This window comes from Nocardia rhamnosiphila NBRC 108938 (assembly GCF_000720425.1).
GTDB classification, from domain to species: Bacteria; Actinomycetota; Actinomycetes; order Mycobacteriales; family Mycobacteriaceae; genus Nocardia; species Nocardia rhamnosiphila.
The window spans coordinates 590,725-604,732 of record NZ_JOAJ01000005.1 but is presented as its reverse complement, the minus strand read 5'-3'; the positions used below and the strand labels follow the sequence as shown (position 1 = coordinate 604,732).

Annotated in this window: 15 protein-coding genes and 2 pseudogenes; 5 read left to right on the top strand and 12 right to left on the bottom strand. The window is 68.1% G+C overall.

All coding sequences use genetic code 11. From position 1 onward, the window contains the following. The first annotated feature begins 11 nt into the window (after positions 1-11). On the top strand, positions 12-1,241 hold the full coding sequence (locus tag IG75_RS0120395; protein WP_030525869.1) for an MFS transporter: 1,230 nt from the start codon (positions 12-14) through the stop codon (positions 1,239-1,241). Here the strand turns inward: IG75_RS0120395 and IG75_RS0120390 are convergent. After that, the gene (locus IG75_RS0120390) at positions 1,195-1,578 is read right to left on the bottom strand and encodes a MerR family transcriptional regulator (protein ID WP_245713407.1); all 384 of its coding nucleotides are present in this window, start codon (positions 1,576-1,578) and stop codon (positions 1,195-1,197) included. The two genes, IG75_RS0120395 and IG75_RS0120390, sit on opposite strands and share 47 nt — an antisense overlap. A 156-nt stretch (positions 1,579-1,734) precedes the next feature. Between IG75_RS0120390 and IG75_RS38365 the strand changes: the two are divergent. After that, positions 1,735-2,244: pseudogene (locus tag IG75_RS38365) on the top strand (oxidoreductase); the annotation flags it as partial. 261 nt (positions 2,245-2,505) lie between these two features. Here IG75_RS38365 and IG75_RS0120380 read toward each other — a convergent pair. Beyond that, positions 2,506-2,940: a winged helix-turn-helix transcriptional regulator gene (locus IG75_RS0120380; protein ID WP_051714747.1), complete on the bottom strand. Its 435-nt coding sequence runs from the start codon at positions 2,938-2,940 to the stop codon at positions 2,506-2,508. A 71-nt stretch (positions 2,941-3,011) separates the two neighbouring features. On the opposite strand from IG75_RS0120380, the gene IG75_RS0120375 reads away from it, so the two are divergent. Beyond that, a complete protein-coding gene (locus IG75_RS0120375; RefSeq protein ID WP_030522476.1) occupies positions 3,012-3,839 on the top strand; it encodes an SDR family NAD(P)-dependent oxidoreductase in 828 nt (275 codons plus the stop codon). A gap of 152 nt (positions 3,840-3,991) precedes the next feature. Here IG75_RS0120375 and IG75_RS0120370 read toward each other — a convergent pair. Then, positions 3,992-4,243: pseudogene (locus tag IG75_RS0120370) on the bottom strand (alpha/beta hydrolase); the annotation flags it as partial. Positions 4,244-4,712: 469 nt separating this feature from the next. On the opposite strand from IG75_RS0120370, the gene IG75_RS0120365 reads away from it, so the two are divergent. Then, entirely contained in the window at positions 4,713-5,552 is an 840-nt protein-coding gene (locus IG75_RS0120365; RefSeq protein WP_030522478.1) for a hypothetical protein, read from the top strand. A gap of 224 nt (positions 5,553-5,776) precedes the next feature. Here IG75_RS0120365 and IG75_RS39215 read toward each other — a convergent pair whose 3' ends face one another. From IG75_RS39215 to IG75_RS0120330, 8 genes are all read right to left on the bottom strand, one after another. Continuing rightward, positions 5,777-5,959 carry a hypothetical protein gene (locus tag IG75_RS39215; RefSeq protein WP_051746262.1) on the bottom strand — a complete coding sequence of 61 codons (183 nt, stop codon included), beginning with the start codon at positions 5,957-5,959 and terminating at the stop codon, positions 5,777-5,779. A 6-nt stretch (positions 5,960-5,965) separates the two neighbouring features. After that, positions 5,966-6,118, bottom strand: coding sequence for a hypothetical protein (locus IG75_RS39210; protein ID WP_156058972.1), 153 nt, complete (start codon positions 6,116-6,118; stop codon positions 5,966-5,968). Between the two features lie 247 nt (positions 6,119-6,365). Then, positions 6,366-6,671 (bottom strand): hypothetical protein, encoded by a 306-nt coding sequence (locus IG75_RS0120355; protein ID WP_030522479.1) that lies wholly within the window; start codon positions 6,669-6,671, stop codon positions 6,366-6,368. Between the two features lie 301 nt (positions 6,672-6,972). Then, positions 6,973-8,133: an acyl-CoA dehydrogenase gene (locus IG75_RS0120350; RefSeq protein ID WP_030522480.1), complete on the bottom strand. Its 1,161-nt coding sequence runs from the start codon at positions 8,131-8,133 to the stop codon at positions 6,973-6,975. A gap of 117 nt (positions 8,134-8,250) precedes the next feature. Next, the gene (locus IG75_RS0120345; RefSeq protein WP_030525868.1) at positions 8,251-8,955 is read right to left on the bottom strand and encodes a TetR family transcriptional regulator; all 705 of its coding nucleotides are present in this window, start codon (positions 8,953-8,955) and stop codon (positions 8,251-8,253) included. A gap of 33 nt (positions 8,956-8,988) precedes the next feature. Then, positions 8,989-10,269 (bottom strand): cytochrome P450 family protein, encoded by a 1,281-nt coding sequence (locus tag IG75_RS0120340; protein WP_156058974.1) that lies wholly within the window; start codon positions 10,267-10,269, stop codon positions 8,989-8,991. A gap of 77 nt (positions 10,270-10,346) precedes the next feature. Then, on the bottom strand, positions 10,347-10,874 hold the full coding sequence (purE, locus tag IG75_RS0120335) for a 5-(carboxyamino)imidazole ribonucleotide mutase (protein ID WP_232330484.1): 528 nt from the start codon (positions 10,872-10,874) through the stop codon (positions 10,347-10,349). Further along, a complete protein-coding gene (locus IG75_RS0120330; protein WP_030522484.1) occupies positions 10,867-12,039 on the bottom strand; it encodes a 5-(carboxyamino)imidazole ribonucleotide synthase in 1,173 nt (390 codons plus the stop codon). The genes purE and IG75_RS0120330 overlap by 8 nt, the downstream gene beginning before the upstream one ends. A gap of 87 nt (positions 12,040-12,126) precedes the next feature. Here IG75_RS0120330 and IG75_RS0120325 point away from each other — a divergent pair, with 87 nt between their 5' ends. Beyond that, the gene (locus IG75_RS0120325) at positions 12,127-12,678 is read left to right on the top strand and encodes a GtrA family protein (protein ID WP_030522485.1); all 552 of its coding nucleotides are present in this window, start codon (positions 12,127-12,129) and stop codon (positions 12,676-12,678) included. 18 nt (positions 12,679-12,696) lie between these two features. On the opposite strand, the gene IG75_RS0120320 is transcribed toward IG75_RS0120325, so the two are convergent. Further along, the gene (locus tag IG75_RS0120320) at positions 12,697-14,007 is read right to left on the bottom strand and encodes a sensor histidine kinase (protein ID WP_030522486.1); all 1,311 of its coding nucleotides are present in this window, start codon (positions 14,005-14,007) and stop codon (positions 12,697-12,699) included. Position 14,008: the final 1 nt, after the last annotated feature.

Here is a 14,008-nt window from a genome sequence, read left to right as displayed (position 1 = left end):
TGGAGGCGGTTATGGTTGTCGCGAAGTCACCGCGGCTCGTCCTGGCCATGGTTTGCGCCGTGGCGGTGTCCACGATCTACGCGATCCAGCCGGTTCTCGAGAAAGCCGGTGCCGAACTCGGACTGGCACCGGAATCACTGGGCCGGCTGGTCGCGGCCGGGCAGATCGGGTACTTCGCGGGCCTGGTCCTGCTCGTACCGCTCGGCGACATACTGGATCGCCGGCGGCTCATCACCGGCCACCTGCTGCTCACCGGCGCCGGAGCCGCGACCGCGGCGGTCGCACCGAACGCGATCATCGCGGTGGCGGGCCTGGCGATGGCCGGCCTGTTCGCGGTCGTCGTTCAGGTCACCGTCGCCTATGTCGCGGCGATCTCCGCACCACACGAGCGGGGACGCAATATCGGCGCGGTCACCTCGGGCGTGGTGATCGGCATCCTCGGAGTCCGCGTCCTGGCCGGGCTCCTGGGCGACACCATCGGCTGGCGCGCCGTCTATGTCCTGCTGGCCGCGGCCTGCGCCGCACTCGCGGTCACGGTCCGGACGAGACTCCGGCCCGACCCCAGATCATCCGGCGGCCGATACCCGCAGGTCCTGATGTCCATGGGGCGATCGGCCGCGAAAGACCCGCTACTCCTCGGCCGAGGCGTCATCACTTTCTTCGTCTTCGCCTCGTTCGGAACCCTGTGGAGCGGCCTGGCCCTGCCGCTCGGCGCGCAACCCTGGACGCTCGGCACCACCGAGGTCGGGCTCTTCGGCCTGGCCGGGCTCGCCGGAGCCGCCGGAGCCGCCCGGGCCGGACGCTGGGCCGATTCCGGTCGCGCCCAATCGGTCACCGGCTGGTCACTCGTCCTACTGGCCGCGTCCTGGCTTCTGATCGCCCGGACCGAACTGACATTGTGGCTGCTCGTCATCGGTATCGTGGCGCTCGACTTCGCCGTTCAGGCCGTACATGTCAGCAGCCAGCACCTGCTGACCGCGGCGCATCCGGACCGCACCGGCAGTGTCATCGGCGCCTATATGGCGTTCTACTCCCTCGGCTCGGCCCTGGGCGCGATCACGACGACCTGGGCCTACACGACATGGGGATGGCAGGCTTCCTGCCTGACCGGCGCGCTCTACGCGCTCGGTGGGTTGGTCACCTGGGGAGTCACCCGGTCGGTGGCGGCCGCCCGCCGGACCGAAGCCGATTCGGCTACGCCCCTCGCAGACTCGCGTGGTGCTCCCTGTTCACGGCCATGAGCCGATCGAGCGCGTCGCGGGTCCGGATCAGTTCGTCGATATGCGCGGACAACTGGTCGCGTTCCTGTTCCATCCGTGCCATCGCGGCGTCGGAGGTCTCCTCGCTCGGTGATTCGACGCAGGGCAGTACGTCGGCGACTGTCCGGCTGGACAGGCCCGCCGCGTACATCCGCTGGATGAATTCGACCCGTTCGACCTGATCGGCCGTGTAGTGCCGCTGCCCGCCGCCGCTGCGGGTGCTGGTGAGTAGTCCCTGCTCTTCGTAGTAGCGCAGGGATCGGATGCCGACCCCGGTGCGTGCCGCCAGGTCGCCGATGCGCATCGCGTCCTCTCGCATGACTCACGCCACAGGCCTTGCCTCTGACATCGATGTGAGGTTTTACGGTAGCCGATAGGCCCGAACCGGGTACACCGAAGATGAAGGAGACCTGAGGTGACCAGCCTTTTCGACAACTACCGACTCGGTGATCCGGCGCTGCCCAACCGCGTGGTGATGGCTCCCATGACCCGGGTGCGGGCCGCCACCGGTGGTCTGGCCACACCCGCGATGGCGACCTACTACGCGCAGCGGGCGACTGCCGGTCTGATCGTGAGCGAAGGGGTACAGCCGAACGCGGTCGGTCAATCCAATCCGGGGACACCCGGGCTGTACACCGACGAACACGTCGACTCCTGGCGTCCGGTGACCGCCGCTGTGCACGCCAACGGCGGACGGATCTTCGCGCAGATCATGCACGGCGGACGGGTCTCCCATCCCGACACCACCGGCCTGCAACCGGTCGGCCCTTCGGCCGTAGCCGCGGTCGGCGATGTCTTCGTGCCCACCGGCCGTATCCCCGCTCCGGTACCACGCGCCCTGGACACCGCCGAGATCCCCGCGCACGCCGAGTCCTATGCCGACGCGGCCCGCCGCGCCGTCGACGCCGGTTTCGACGGTGTGGAACTGCACGGCGCCAACGGCTATCTGATCTCCCAGTTCCTCTCCTCGAACGCCAATCTGCGCACCGACCGCTACGGCGGCTCCCTCCGCAACCGGATCCGGTTCGCGGTCGAAGCGGTCTCTTCGGCCGCGCCTTCCTCGCCAACCCCGACCTCGTCGAGCGACTGCGCAATACGCTCCCGATCACCCCCGCCGACGAAGACACCTACTTCCAGGGCGGTGACCGCGGCTATCCGACCTACCCGGCGTACCGGTACCCGGCCTGATCCCGGAGGCGGCCGAGCGGACCCGGGCCGCCGCGGATCGGGCCGGACCGGTCGCCGATCACGCTTTCCCGGACGTACCCGCCATACGACCTCCGGTCCGGTCCGAGCGCGCGGCGGTGATATCGACGGCATGGTCCACCGCCCAATCGGCCAGCGCCGAAAGGGGGACCAGCAGCGTTTCCCCCAGCGGAGTGAGCCCGTATTCCACGGCCGGCGGAACCGTCGGGTACACCACGCGATCGATGAGCCCGTCGTCCTCGAGCGCGCGCAGGGTCCGGGTCAGCATGCGCTGGCTGATGCCCTCGATCGAGCGGTGCAGTTCGTTGTAGCGGTGGCGGCGTTCGGCCAGCAGCGCGATCACCAGCAGAACCCATTTGTCGCCGATACGACCCATCAGCCCCGACACCGGGCAGGCCTCGTACTCCGCCACCGGCACCGGCGTGGGAAGTGCGGCGGCGGCGATGGAGGGCACATCCGTGTGCGTACTGGACATAAAAGTGCCTTCTTTCGCTTCCGGTGGCCGCTGCCGAGGATGAGTACAGCAGTCGGGTCCATGGAGGTGTGATGTCCAGAACCATTCTTATCAGCGGCGGCACGGACGGTATGGGTCGCGCGATCGCCCTGGAACGCCTCGCCCGAGGCGACCGGGTCGTGGCGATCGGCAGCAGCCCGGCCAAAGGCGGGCAACTCACCGTCGCGGCCGGGGCGGACGCGGACCGCCTCCACTTCGTCCGCGCCGACCTGAGTTCCGTCGCGGAGGTGGAGCGGGTGGTCGGCGAAATCGGCGCGGCCTACGACACTCTGGACGCGCTCCTACTCTTCGCCAACCGCACCTCACGGACACGCGTCCAGACCGCCGAGGGTTTCGAGCGCACCTTCGCGCTGTATTACCTCAGCCGGTATCTGCTCTCGCACGAGCTGGTTCCACTGCTGGCGCGCGCCCCGCGACCGGTGATCGTCAATATCGCCGGTGTCGGTGTGCAGAAGGGCGCGGTCCACTGGGACGATCCCCACCTGACTCGCGGCTACAGCGTGGTCGGCGCCCAGCTGCAGGCCGGGCGGGCCAACGACCTGCTCGGTGTGTCGTTTGCCGAAGAGCACGGCGACAAGATAAGGGTCGTCCTCTACCACCCGGGTTTCACCAGGAGCGGCGATCTCTCCCCGCTCGGCTTCCTCACCCGCACCGCGATCCGTTCCCTCGCCGCGGTCGCCGCACGCCCGGTGCGCGAATCGATCCGCCCATTACACGATTTCATCGACAACCCGCCCGCGGAACCGCTCACCGCCGTGGACCGCGGCCGCATCCTGGACCTCTCGCTCCCCTCACTCGATCCCGGCAACGCCCGCCGCCTCGCACGGTTCACCGCGGATCTCCTGGCCGCGCGAGCCTGAACTGCCACCGGCTCGGCTGCCCGTCGCGTGGGATCACCGGTGGTCACGACGTTTCCGCATCGCGGTAGCACGAAGGGTATCGTGCCCGGCGCTACCGCCCGGCGTCGGCAAATCCCGGAGCGCGTCGCAAGCGGCCGGCAGAGCCGCCGGGATTACCGGCAATGCTTCGGCCGCCGGGGCTGCACTCCGGGCCGATGACCGGAGCCGCGGCTTTCCCACCCATCGGCCGGGACGCTCCCACAGGTCGGATCCTTTTCGGGCATGGTGCCGGCGACCAGGTAATTCGTCGCGATATCGAACGCGCAGGGGTTCTTGCCGAGGAGGTACACGCCGTGACCGCTCCCGTCGACATCCACCAGCCGCGACCGCTCGCCGAACTTCTCGTCGAGTCGGGAACCAGGGTGAGCGGTGGTGGCGACACAACCTTCTCGAGGACTGCACCGCTGGCTATGGCCGGCCCACCACCACGGTCAGTGCTATGAGCTGTTCGGTCTCGACGGTCGGTCCGGGTGCCATGGGACGGGTTCACCCCTTCTGCCTTCGCTGCTCGCGTGGGCATGCCCCCAATTCTCCGCGCTTGCCACTGAAGAGAACGAAACGCATTCGCAGGGAGCATTTCAGGGAGGAAGTCGACGTATGGCAGGGTTCGTCAACAGCGCCTCCGGCGAAACTCCCGGGACCGCGCGACCACCGCTGATAACGCGGGCGAAACCCCCTGTGATTCCGCCGAGCAGCCCGTCGGTGACGCGGCAAGCGCGACCGGAGTCTCCTGGGACCCGAATGCCACACCTGTCGAATAGCCTCGGCCATCCTCGGTTCACGACTCCGACTGAGCCCTGCCCTTCGCCCTCCTCCGAAAGTAAAGTCCAGGCGGTGGATGTTCTTTATTTCCTCAAACACAGTCCATGCGGCGACCTCGAACTGAGGTATTCGCTGCGGAGCGTCGAACGTTACATGCCGTGGGTGAGGCGGGTGGTGGTGTTCGGCGATCGGCCGGAATGGCTGGCGGGTCCGGAGAGCGGAATCTTCCATGTTCCACACGAGGCGATCGCCTGGATCGGCCCCTACAGAACGCCCGTCACGAATTGGTTCCTGTTGTTCTATCTCACGGCCCTGCTGCCGGAACTGGACGAGGAATACATCTTCTTCAGCGACGACTTCATTCTGCTCCGTGATCTCACGCCCGACGAGGCCCAGCGGAACCGCTATCTGCAGGATCTGGCGACCCTCAACAGTCGTGGCAAGGGCCTGTGGATGGACAGCCTGTGGCGGACGCATGACCTGCTCAAACGCCTCGGCTACGGTACGCTCAACTATGAAACGCACGCGCCGACCTGGTTCCGGAAGCAGTGGGTGCTGGACGCCTATCGCGATCTACGGGATTTCGTCACCGAGGACCGCTGGCAGGGCCCGATGGGCATCACCGCCATTCTGAGCCACATCCAGAAGCACCACCCGCGACCGCTGGTGCATCTCAAAACGGAGGGCAGCCGGGTGGGCTTCCACGGCAAACCCCCGGCATACGACGAGGTCGTCTCCCTTGCCTGCGCGGCAGACGCGAGGTTCCTCAACTTCGACGACCCGGCGTTCGGCCCGGACCTGCAACGCTTCCTCGCCGAGCGATTTCCACGCCCGTGCCGCTACGAACGGCACGAAACCCCCGCGACCCCCACCAGCGCCGTCATCGATACCAGCAGCGTGCCGGTTTCTTGACTACGGCCTGTGCGAACGACGAGCTTACAAACCGATCACCTACCAGAGGCGACCTCCTGTTCAGCTGAACGCACGAAATATCGAGGCTGACAACTGCCTGCTGCACAGGCAGTTGTACCGGTCAGCCCAACAGCGAGACTGCCCGCCGCAGCGCGGCAATTCCGGCGGCCTGCACCGGGTGCCCGGTGACGACGCTCTGCACAAGCTCCGCAGTGAACCGGCTGTCATTCGAGGATGCATCCCTCGGCGTTGCTGCCCAGCGCATTACCGAAGAGGTCGTCGAAAACCGGTGCGTCGATGATGACGGCGGTAAGGAGATCGGTCGCGAAGCTCAGCGGCTCGACGCCGAGGCCGAGGCAGTACACCGCTACGGAACCGTCCCGCCGGGACCTGTCGAAGCGTGCCACGAACTCCTAGGTCTCATAGGCGATCGGAGCGATTTCGCTACCGTGGTCTTCGCCGGCGCCACCCAACTCTTCGGCGAACTCACGAAGCATACTGCGCCACAGCGAGAAAACGTCGCCGATGTTCCACTCGGCGTAGCCGAAAGGTTGAAAGATCCCCATCGAAACGACCTGGTAGATCCCGCCTGCATGACCGACCTTACGAGGGTCTCGCCAATGCAGCAGGAGCGATTTACCGCCTGTATCCGGATCGCGACGGATGGTGCCAGTGCCGATTGCCAGGTCGACAGGCCGTTGCGACGGGTCACAAGGGTCGGCGATCGCCGCCCGGACCCCCCGATATCCTGCGCATACACGGGCGGCTTCCCCGCCTGCCTCCCCTGGGTGGCCAGGCAGGTGCTCACCGAGCTCACCCGGTGGTCCCGCCGTTTCCGCGCCGCCGAGCCTTATCAGCGTTGATGTAGAACCGCCCACCCTCATACACCGCTGTGTTCGGCGCATCGTCGTCATCCGGGTCGCCGGAGTCCCCCGGATCCGGCAGTTCCGCCCTCTCCTCGAGAACGATCTGTGCCCGCGCCGCGCCGGGATCGAACATCTCCTGAAACGGCCCGGCGAACGACCCCCCGAGGCCGTGGTGCTTCGCCCGGACAGCCGCCCACCCGAACAGCACCAACGGGCCGATGGTGGCGATCAGTAGTAACAGGTCCCCGCCCATGCCCACGAGCGTACCGACGAAATCCTTCGCTCCCCGCTATGTGCCGTCGGCGGGGAGTGCCGGCCGGCCGCTGAACCGGGCCGTGTTCACTCGCTCGCACCGGGGCGGACGACGGCTATACCTGTACGCGCAGACGGATATTCAGGATCGTGCGAGGTCGCCCCATCGAGCACGACAATCCCGCAGTCGACCGTGACCAAACGATCCTCGGCGGAGCTCTCCTCGCCTGGACCGTCCGACGGCCCGGCGGCGGCCCGAGCGTGAATCCCAGGCCGCCATCCGAAAGCCGTGATCCGGAGAGTTACCCCTTGAGCAGGGCGCGGGACATGACCACCCGCTGAATTTGGTTGGTGCCCTCGTAGATCTGGGTGATCTTGGCGTCGCGCATCATGCGTTCCACCGGGAAATCGGTGGTGTAGCCGGCCCCGCCGAACAGCTGTACCGCGTTCGTGGTCACTTCCATGGCCACATCCGAGGCGAAGCATTTGGCGGCGGCGGAGATGAAACCGAGGTTCGGTTCGCCGCGCTCGGCGCGGGCGGCGGAGGTGTAGACCATCAGCCGGGCGGCTTCGATCTTCATCGCCATATCGGCCAGCATGAACTGGGTGTTCTGGAAGTCGGCGATGGACTTGCCGAACTGTTTGCGGTCCTTGGTGTAGGCCAGCGCGGCGTCCAGGGCGCCCTGGGCCAGGCCGACCGCCTGCGCGCCGATGGTGGGGCGGGTGTGATCGAGGGTCTGCAGCGCGGTTTTGAAGCCGGTGCCCGGTTCGCCGACGATGCGGTCGCCGGGGACCCGGCAGTTCTCGAAGTACAGTTCGGCGGTCGGGGAACCCTTGATGCCGAGCTTGTGCTCGAGCGGGCCCACGACAAAGCCTTCGTCGTCCTTGTGCACCAGGAACGCGGAGATACCGTTGGCGCCCTTGTCGGGGTCGGTGACGGCCATGACGGTGTACCAGGAGGATTTGCCGCCGTTGGTGATCCAGCACTTGGACCCGTTGATGATCCAGTCGTCGCCCTCCTGGCGGGCGCGGGTGCGCATACTGCCCGCATCCGAGCCGGCTTCCCGCTCGGACAGCGCGTAGGAGGCCATTTCGCCGTCGACGATATCGGCGAGCACCTTCTGCTTGAGTTCCTCGGAGCCATTGAGGATCATGCCCATGGTGCCGAGCTTGTTCACGGCCGGGATCAGCGAGGAGGACCCGCAGACGCGGGCGACCTCTTCGATGACGATGCAGGTGGCCACGGAATCGGCGCCCTGGCCGCCGTAGACCTCGGGGACGTGCACGGCGTTGAAGCCGGCGGCGTTGAGCGCGGAGAGGGCTTCCTCGGGGAACCGGGCGTGCTCGTCGACGTCCTTGGCGTACGGGGCGATTTCCTTCTCGCACAGGGCGCGGATGGCCGAACGCAGCTCATCGTGGAAGTCCGCCAGCTTGAACAGATCGAAATCCGGGTTTCCCGCCATTGGGTTCACTCCTGTTGCGTACGGGGTAGCGCCGATAATCGGCACTCAGTGTCAAGACCTCCGCCCAGTATACCGTGCGCTCACCCGGGCTCGGGCGTCGCGTTATGGCACTCGGTGTCAATCGGCCGGCGCTTCTGCCAAACTACCCAGCCGCTGCCGCAGCAGTTCGGCGACATGCCGTACGGGCAGGTCCCGGCGGAACACGGCGAGCACGAGATCGTCCTCACCGCCCGGGCGCCGGCCACCACGGGGGATCTCGCCGAGCGCGGTCCGCAGATCACCCGGGCCCGCCGCCGATTCACCGCGGATCATCCGGCGCAGCAGATAGTTGTGGGTGGCGGTCACCGCGGCCGCGAACTGCACGCGCGCCAGGTCGGGGGAATCGGGCAGCCGCTCACGCAGGTAATCGGTGAACAGACGCTCGTAGCGGAAGACGGTCACGATCTCCCGGTCCCGCAGCGCCGGGACCCGGCGCACCACCCGGTACCGCCGCTCGGCGATATCGCGCCACCGGGTGAACCGTTCGAACACCCCGACCGCCGCCTCGCAGACCGCGTCCCACGGGTCGAGCTGCGCCTGCTGCAGGTATTCCTGCGCAGCGGCCAGCTGGGCCTCGTGGTCGGCGAAGATCACATCTTCCTTGGACCGGAACTGCCGGAAAAACGTACGACGCGATATCCCGGCGGCCTCGGCGATCTCGTCCACCGAGGTCGCCTCGTAGCCCTGATCGGCGAACAAACGCAACGCCTCGTCCACGACACCGAGCCGGAAACGGACGAGCTCGGCGCCGCCGACTCGGCGGGCGGTTTCCTCGTTGTCCATGGCGACACCGTAGCGAGCGGGGCCGCGCTGCCCTCAGCGTCGTCCGTCGAGCGCGATATGGAGGTCGGCTCCGCTGAACAGCAGGTCCGCGCCGCGCGGTGGGGGTGGTCCGCTCTCGACGGACCGGGCCTGCGGGGCGAGCAGGTACAGCTGGTGCAGGAACACCTCCACCGCGAGCGTCGCGAGTTGCTTACCCGGGCAGATGTGTGCACCGAACCCGAAGGTCAGCGGTAGTTTTCCACCCCGCCGCAGGCTCCCGTGGTCCGGGAAGGCCGCGGGATCGCGGTTGGCGGCCGCGAACATGACCAGCACCGGTCCCGCGGGCAACTCGGTCCCACTGGTCAACACGACCGGGCGCCGGATACGCCGCTTCCAGGCCACCAGTCCCGGGTCCAGCCGCAGCACTTCGACCGCCACATCGGCCGCGGTCCGGGGTTCGGCCAGCAGCCGCCACCATTCCCGATCCGGGTCGTGCAGTAGTCGCTGAACACCCTGCTGGATACTGCCGCTCACCGTATGCACCCCGGCCGCCAGCGAATTCGCCACCGCCGAAACCGCCACCCGGCGCGGGATCCCCGCATCGCGCAGGCGGGTCGCGAAACCGGCCGTGTCGCTGCGCAGACCGTAGTCGACGGCACGCCCGCTCACGGTGAACAACTGCCCGAGCGCCGCCACCGCGCCGGCCAGTTCCCCGCCGCGCATCGATCGGCCCAGCAATCCCGACTGGGCGCCACTCCACACCGCGACCCGCGGCCACATTTCGGGCGGCAGTCCCACCGCGGAACCGGTCACCCTGGTGGCGTACGCGATGGACAGCGCGGTCACATCCAGCGTTGCCCCGAACGGCGCCGTCGCGGCGAGGGCGGCGTGGAAATGCTCGGTCATCGCCGCGAGGTGCTGCGGCCTGTCCGCGGCCCGGATCGTGAAGTGCCCGGCCGGACCGGCCATGGTGTTCCACACCCGGTCGTGCAGGGGTTCGTCGGCCAGATCGGCGGTCGCTTTCGCGGGCAATGGGATCAGATGCCGGAACAGATGCGGAAGCGCTCGCGGCGTCGCGGCGACGCGCGGATACCCGACCAACGGCTCCAGCGAGTTGTCCCGGGATATCTCCGCCTTCCCGGCAGCCAGAACCTCGCGGACATCGTCGTACTTCCAGATCATCCGTAGTCCCGACCGGTGCGCGTAGGAGCGCCGCGGCCATTCGTGCAACCGGCGGTAGCCCTCGTCGCGCTCGGCGAAGGACATCTCGTTCGCGGTCACCTCGGCGAACGGGAACTCCGCCATGGGAACCGCCTGATTGTCGACCCTGTACACCGTCAGGATCGTAGGCCGAGCAAATGTAGGGCGCTTCCCGGGAACGGCGAGACCGCGGTCGTCCCCGGGAAGGGCGATCAGCCCAGCAGGCGTGCGCGCAGCGCCTCGTCCTTCTCCAGCACCATCGTCTCGAGTCCGGCCTGGAACTGTTCCATCCGCTCGCGCAGCGCCGTCTCGTGCGCGCCGAGAATCCGGGCGGCCAGCAGGCCCGCGTTCCGGGCACCACCGATCGACACGGTGGCCACCGGGACTCCGGCGGGCATCTGGACGATCGAGAGCAGCGAATCCATGCCGTCGAGGTACTTCAGCGGGACCGGCACACCGATCACGGGCAGCGGGGTCGCCGAAGCGACCATGCCCGGTAGATGCGCGGCACCGCCGGCGCCCGCGATGAGCACCCGCAGACCTCGGCCGGCGGCGTCGCGGGCGTAGTCGAGCATGCGCTGCGGGGTCCGGTGCGCGGACACCACACCGACCTCGAACCGGATCCCGAACTCGGCCAGCGCCTCGGCGGCGGCCTCCATCGTGGGCCAGTCGGAATCGCTGCCCATGATCAATCCGACCGCCGGGGAGCCCGGAACACTGCCTTCCACCACGTCACTCATGCGGGTCCCATCCATCGGTCCATACCGCGTGCGACATCCAGTGCGCCGCGCGCTCGGCTCGTTCCCGTACCACCGCGACATCATCGCCGAGCACGTTCACATGCCCGATCTTGCGGTCCGGGCGCTCGCCCTTGCCGTACAGGTGCACCTTGGCGTCCGGCATCCGGGCGAACAGGTGGTGCAGGCGTTCGTCCATCGACATGGCCGGCGCCTCGGGCGCCCCGAGGATATTCGCCATCACCGTCACCGGTGCGAGCGGGCGGGTATCGCCGAGCGGGTAGTCGAGTACCGCGCGCAGATGCTGTTCGAACTGGCCGGTGCGGGCGCCGTCCATCCCCCAGTGCCCGGAATTGTGCGGGCGCATGGCCAGCTCGTTGATCAGCAGGGTTCCGTCGGTGGTCTCGAAGAGTTCGACCGCCATCGCGCCGACCACCCCGAGATCCGCGGCCAGCCGCAGCGCGAGTTCCTCGGCCTCGGCGGCCAGCTCCTCGTCGAGATCGGGCGCCGGGGCGATCACCACGGCGCACTGACCGCGGCGCTGCACGGTCTCCACCACCGGCCAGGTCGCGGCCTGACCGTACGGCGAGCGGGCCACCATGGCCGACAGCTCACGCTTCAGCGGAACCCGCACCTCGGCCAGCAGTTGCACGCCCGCGCCGAGCTGCTCGGCGGTGATCTTCGCCGCGGCATCGGCGTCCTCGGGCATCCACACGCCGCGCCCGTCGTAACCGCCGCGGATCGCCTTGAGCACGATCGGCCAGCCGTGTTCTTCGCCGAAGCCCACCGCCGCGGCCTCGGACTCGACCACGGTGAACGCGGGTACGGGCAACCCGCGCGCGGACAGTGCCGTGCGCATGGCCAGTTTGTCCTGGGCGAAACGCAGCGCGTGCGGCGGCGGGAGCACATTCACCCCCTCCGCGACCAGCGCCTCGAGGTGCTCGGTGGGCACATGCTCGTGATCGAAGGTGAGCGCGTGGGCGCCCGTCGCGGCCCGGCGCAACGCGCCGAGGTCGGAATGGCTGCCGAGCACCACATCGGGGCTCACCTGAGCCGCCGGGTCGTCCGGCCGTTCGGCGAGCACCCGGAGCCGCTGCCCCAGCTCGATGGCCGCCTGATGCGTCATCCGCGCCAGCTGTCCGCCACCGATCATGGCGACGGTCGGCATCGCGGCAGGGTCGAAACTACGTGCGTTCACGTCGGTCAATACTGTCACGTCCTGCGCGAACGGCAGCTGGCGGTATGCTCCGGACTTGTGTCATTCGTCGACGACGTGGTCAGCGTCCTACCGCAATCTCTTCAGGAGATCGCCTACCGCCAGCGCGAGCTCATCAAGTTCGCCATTGTCGGGGCGACCACATTCGTGATCGACGGCGGCATCTTCTACATCCTGAAGTGGACGGTGCTGGAGGAGAAGCCGGTCACCGCGAAGATCATCTCGGGTGTCATCGCGGTCATCGCCTCCTACATCCTGAACCGCGAATGGTCGTTCAAGAACCGCGGTGGCCGGGAGCGCCATCACGAGGCACTGCTGTTCTTCGCGGTCAGCGGAGTGGGCGTGGTGCTGAGCATGGCGCCGCTGTACCTTTCGCGCTACGTCTTCCAGCTGCACCAGCCCACGGTCAGCTTCATGGTGGAGAACATCGCCGATTTCATCAGCGCCTACATCATCGGCAACCTGTTGCAGATGGCGTTCCGGTACTGGGCGATGCGGCGCTGGGTCTTCCCCGACGAGGTCGACCAGATGCTCGAACAGCTCGAAGAGTATGTGGAAGAGGAACACGACCGGCGCACTCTCGGCCGCTGAGTCCGCCGCCGCGACCGATCACCGCGGCTCCCCCACCACCCGCGTCTCCACTCGCGCAGCCAGTGGTTTGCCGAGGAATACCGCGAACAGCGCGGGCCGCCGCCGCTGCAACTCCAACCGGCCGCCGTCGGCCTCGATCAGGGCACGCGCCAGCGCGAGGCCCACACCTGTGGATCCCGCGCCGGAGAAACCACGATCGAAGATATGCGGCGCCAACTCGTCGCTGACCCCCTCGCCTTCGTCGGCGACCTGCACACACACCAGCGGTTCGCGATCCTGTCCGGGACGTACGGTGCGCACCGAGACCGTGCAGGTGCCGCCGCCGTGCATCAGCGCGTTGTCGACCAGCACGGTCACCGCTTCCCGCAACCGGGACCCGGAAATGGGTGCCCGCAGCGATTCGTCACCGGTCAGGTACAGAGTGCGGCCGGCCTCCCGGAACGGATGCGTCCACTCGGTGACGATGCCGCGCAGTTCGTCCATCACCGGTACCGGATCGCGATCGGTGGCGTCCTCGTCGCGCGAGGCCCGGACGAGATCATCGATGGCCTCGGTCAGCCGGTCGACCTGGGCCATGGCCTCCTCGGCCTCGTGCACCACCGCCGGATCGGTATGCGCGGACAGTTCGTCCAGCCGCAGGCGGACCGCGGTCAACCGGCTGCGCAACTGATGGGATACATCGGCGACCAGCGCGTGCTCGCGTTGCAGCCGGCCCGCGATCTCGACGGTGGCCGAATCGAGCACATCGGAGACGCGGTCCAGTTCGGCGATGCCGTGGCGGCGCGGATCCGGGCGGAAATCGCCCATGGCGAGCCGGGCGGCCCGGGCGGCCACATCACGGATGGGGTCGGCGACCCGGCGCGCGGTGACGATGGCGACCGTGATCGCCGCGCCCAGCGAGATCGCGACGGCCAGCGCCACCCCGGCCACCGCCTGTCGCTGCCGGGCCTGCATCGGGGTCGCGGGCACCTCCAGTCGTAGCGATACATCGGTACCCATCGACAGCGATTCCACCAGCGGGTCGGTCACCGTCCCGGCGCCGACCTCGACCTTCACCGCCGTATCCTCCGGTGCCGGATACACGACGGTCAGCCGCCCGCCCTCGGGCACCAGTGGCTGCACGGTGTGCAGATCCAGGCCGCCGCTGATCACCCCGCTGCCGTGTTCCTGCCCGATGACCTCCGCGGAGATCAGCTCCAGCCGGCTGCGCAGATCGTTGCGGGTGATGTCCTCCACCCACAGCCACGCCGTATAGGTGAGCGGCACCCCGAGCACGACCGTGGTGAGCATCAGCACGGTCAGCATCGACCGCAGAATCCGCCGCCGCACG

Coding starts and splice junctions, on each gene's coding strand:
- IG75_RS0120395 (WP_030525869.1), top strand. CDS start 12: ATGGTTGTCGCGAAGTCACCGCGGCTCGTCCTGGCCATGGTTTGCGCC.
- IG75_RS0120390 (WP_245713407.1), bottom strand. CDS start 1,578: ATGCGAGAGGACGCGATGCGCATCGGCGACCTGGCGGCACGCACCGGG.
- IG75_RS0120380 (WP_051714747.1), bottom strand. CDS start 2,940: ATGTCCAGTACGCACACGGATGTGCCCTCCATCGCCGCCGCCGCACTT.
- IG75_RS0120375 (WP_030522476.1), top strand. CDS start 3,012: ATGTCCAGAACCATTCTTATCAGCGGCGGCACGGACGGTATGGGTCGC.
- IG75_RS39210 (WP_156058972.1), bottom strand. CDS start 6,118: ATGGGGATCTTTCAACCTTTCGGCTACGCCGAGTGGAACATCGGCGAC.
- IG75_RS0120355 (WP_030522479.1), bottom strand. CDS start 6,671: ATGGGCGGGGACCTGTTACTACTGATCGCCACCATCGGCCCGTTGGTG.
- IG75_RS0120350 (WP_030522480.1), bottom strand. CDS start 8,133: ATGGCGGGAAACCCGGATTTCGATCTGTTCAAGCTGGCGGACTTCCAC.
- IG75_RS0120345 (WP_030525868.1), bottom strand. CDS start 8,955: ATGGACAACGAGGAAACCGCCCGCCGAGTCGGCGGCGCCGAGCTCGTC.
- purE (WP_232330484.1), bottom strand. CDS start 10,874: ATGAGTGACGTGGTGGAAGGCAGTGTTCCGGGCTCCCCGGCGGTCGGA.
- IG75_RS0120330 (WP_030522484.1), bottom strand. CDS start 12,039: ATGCCGACCGTCGCCATGATCGGTGGCGGACAGCTGGCGCGGATGACG.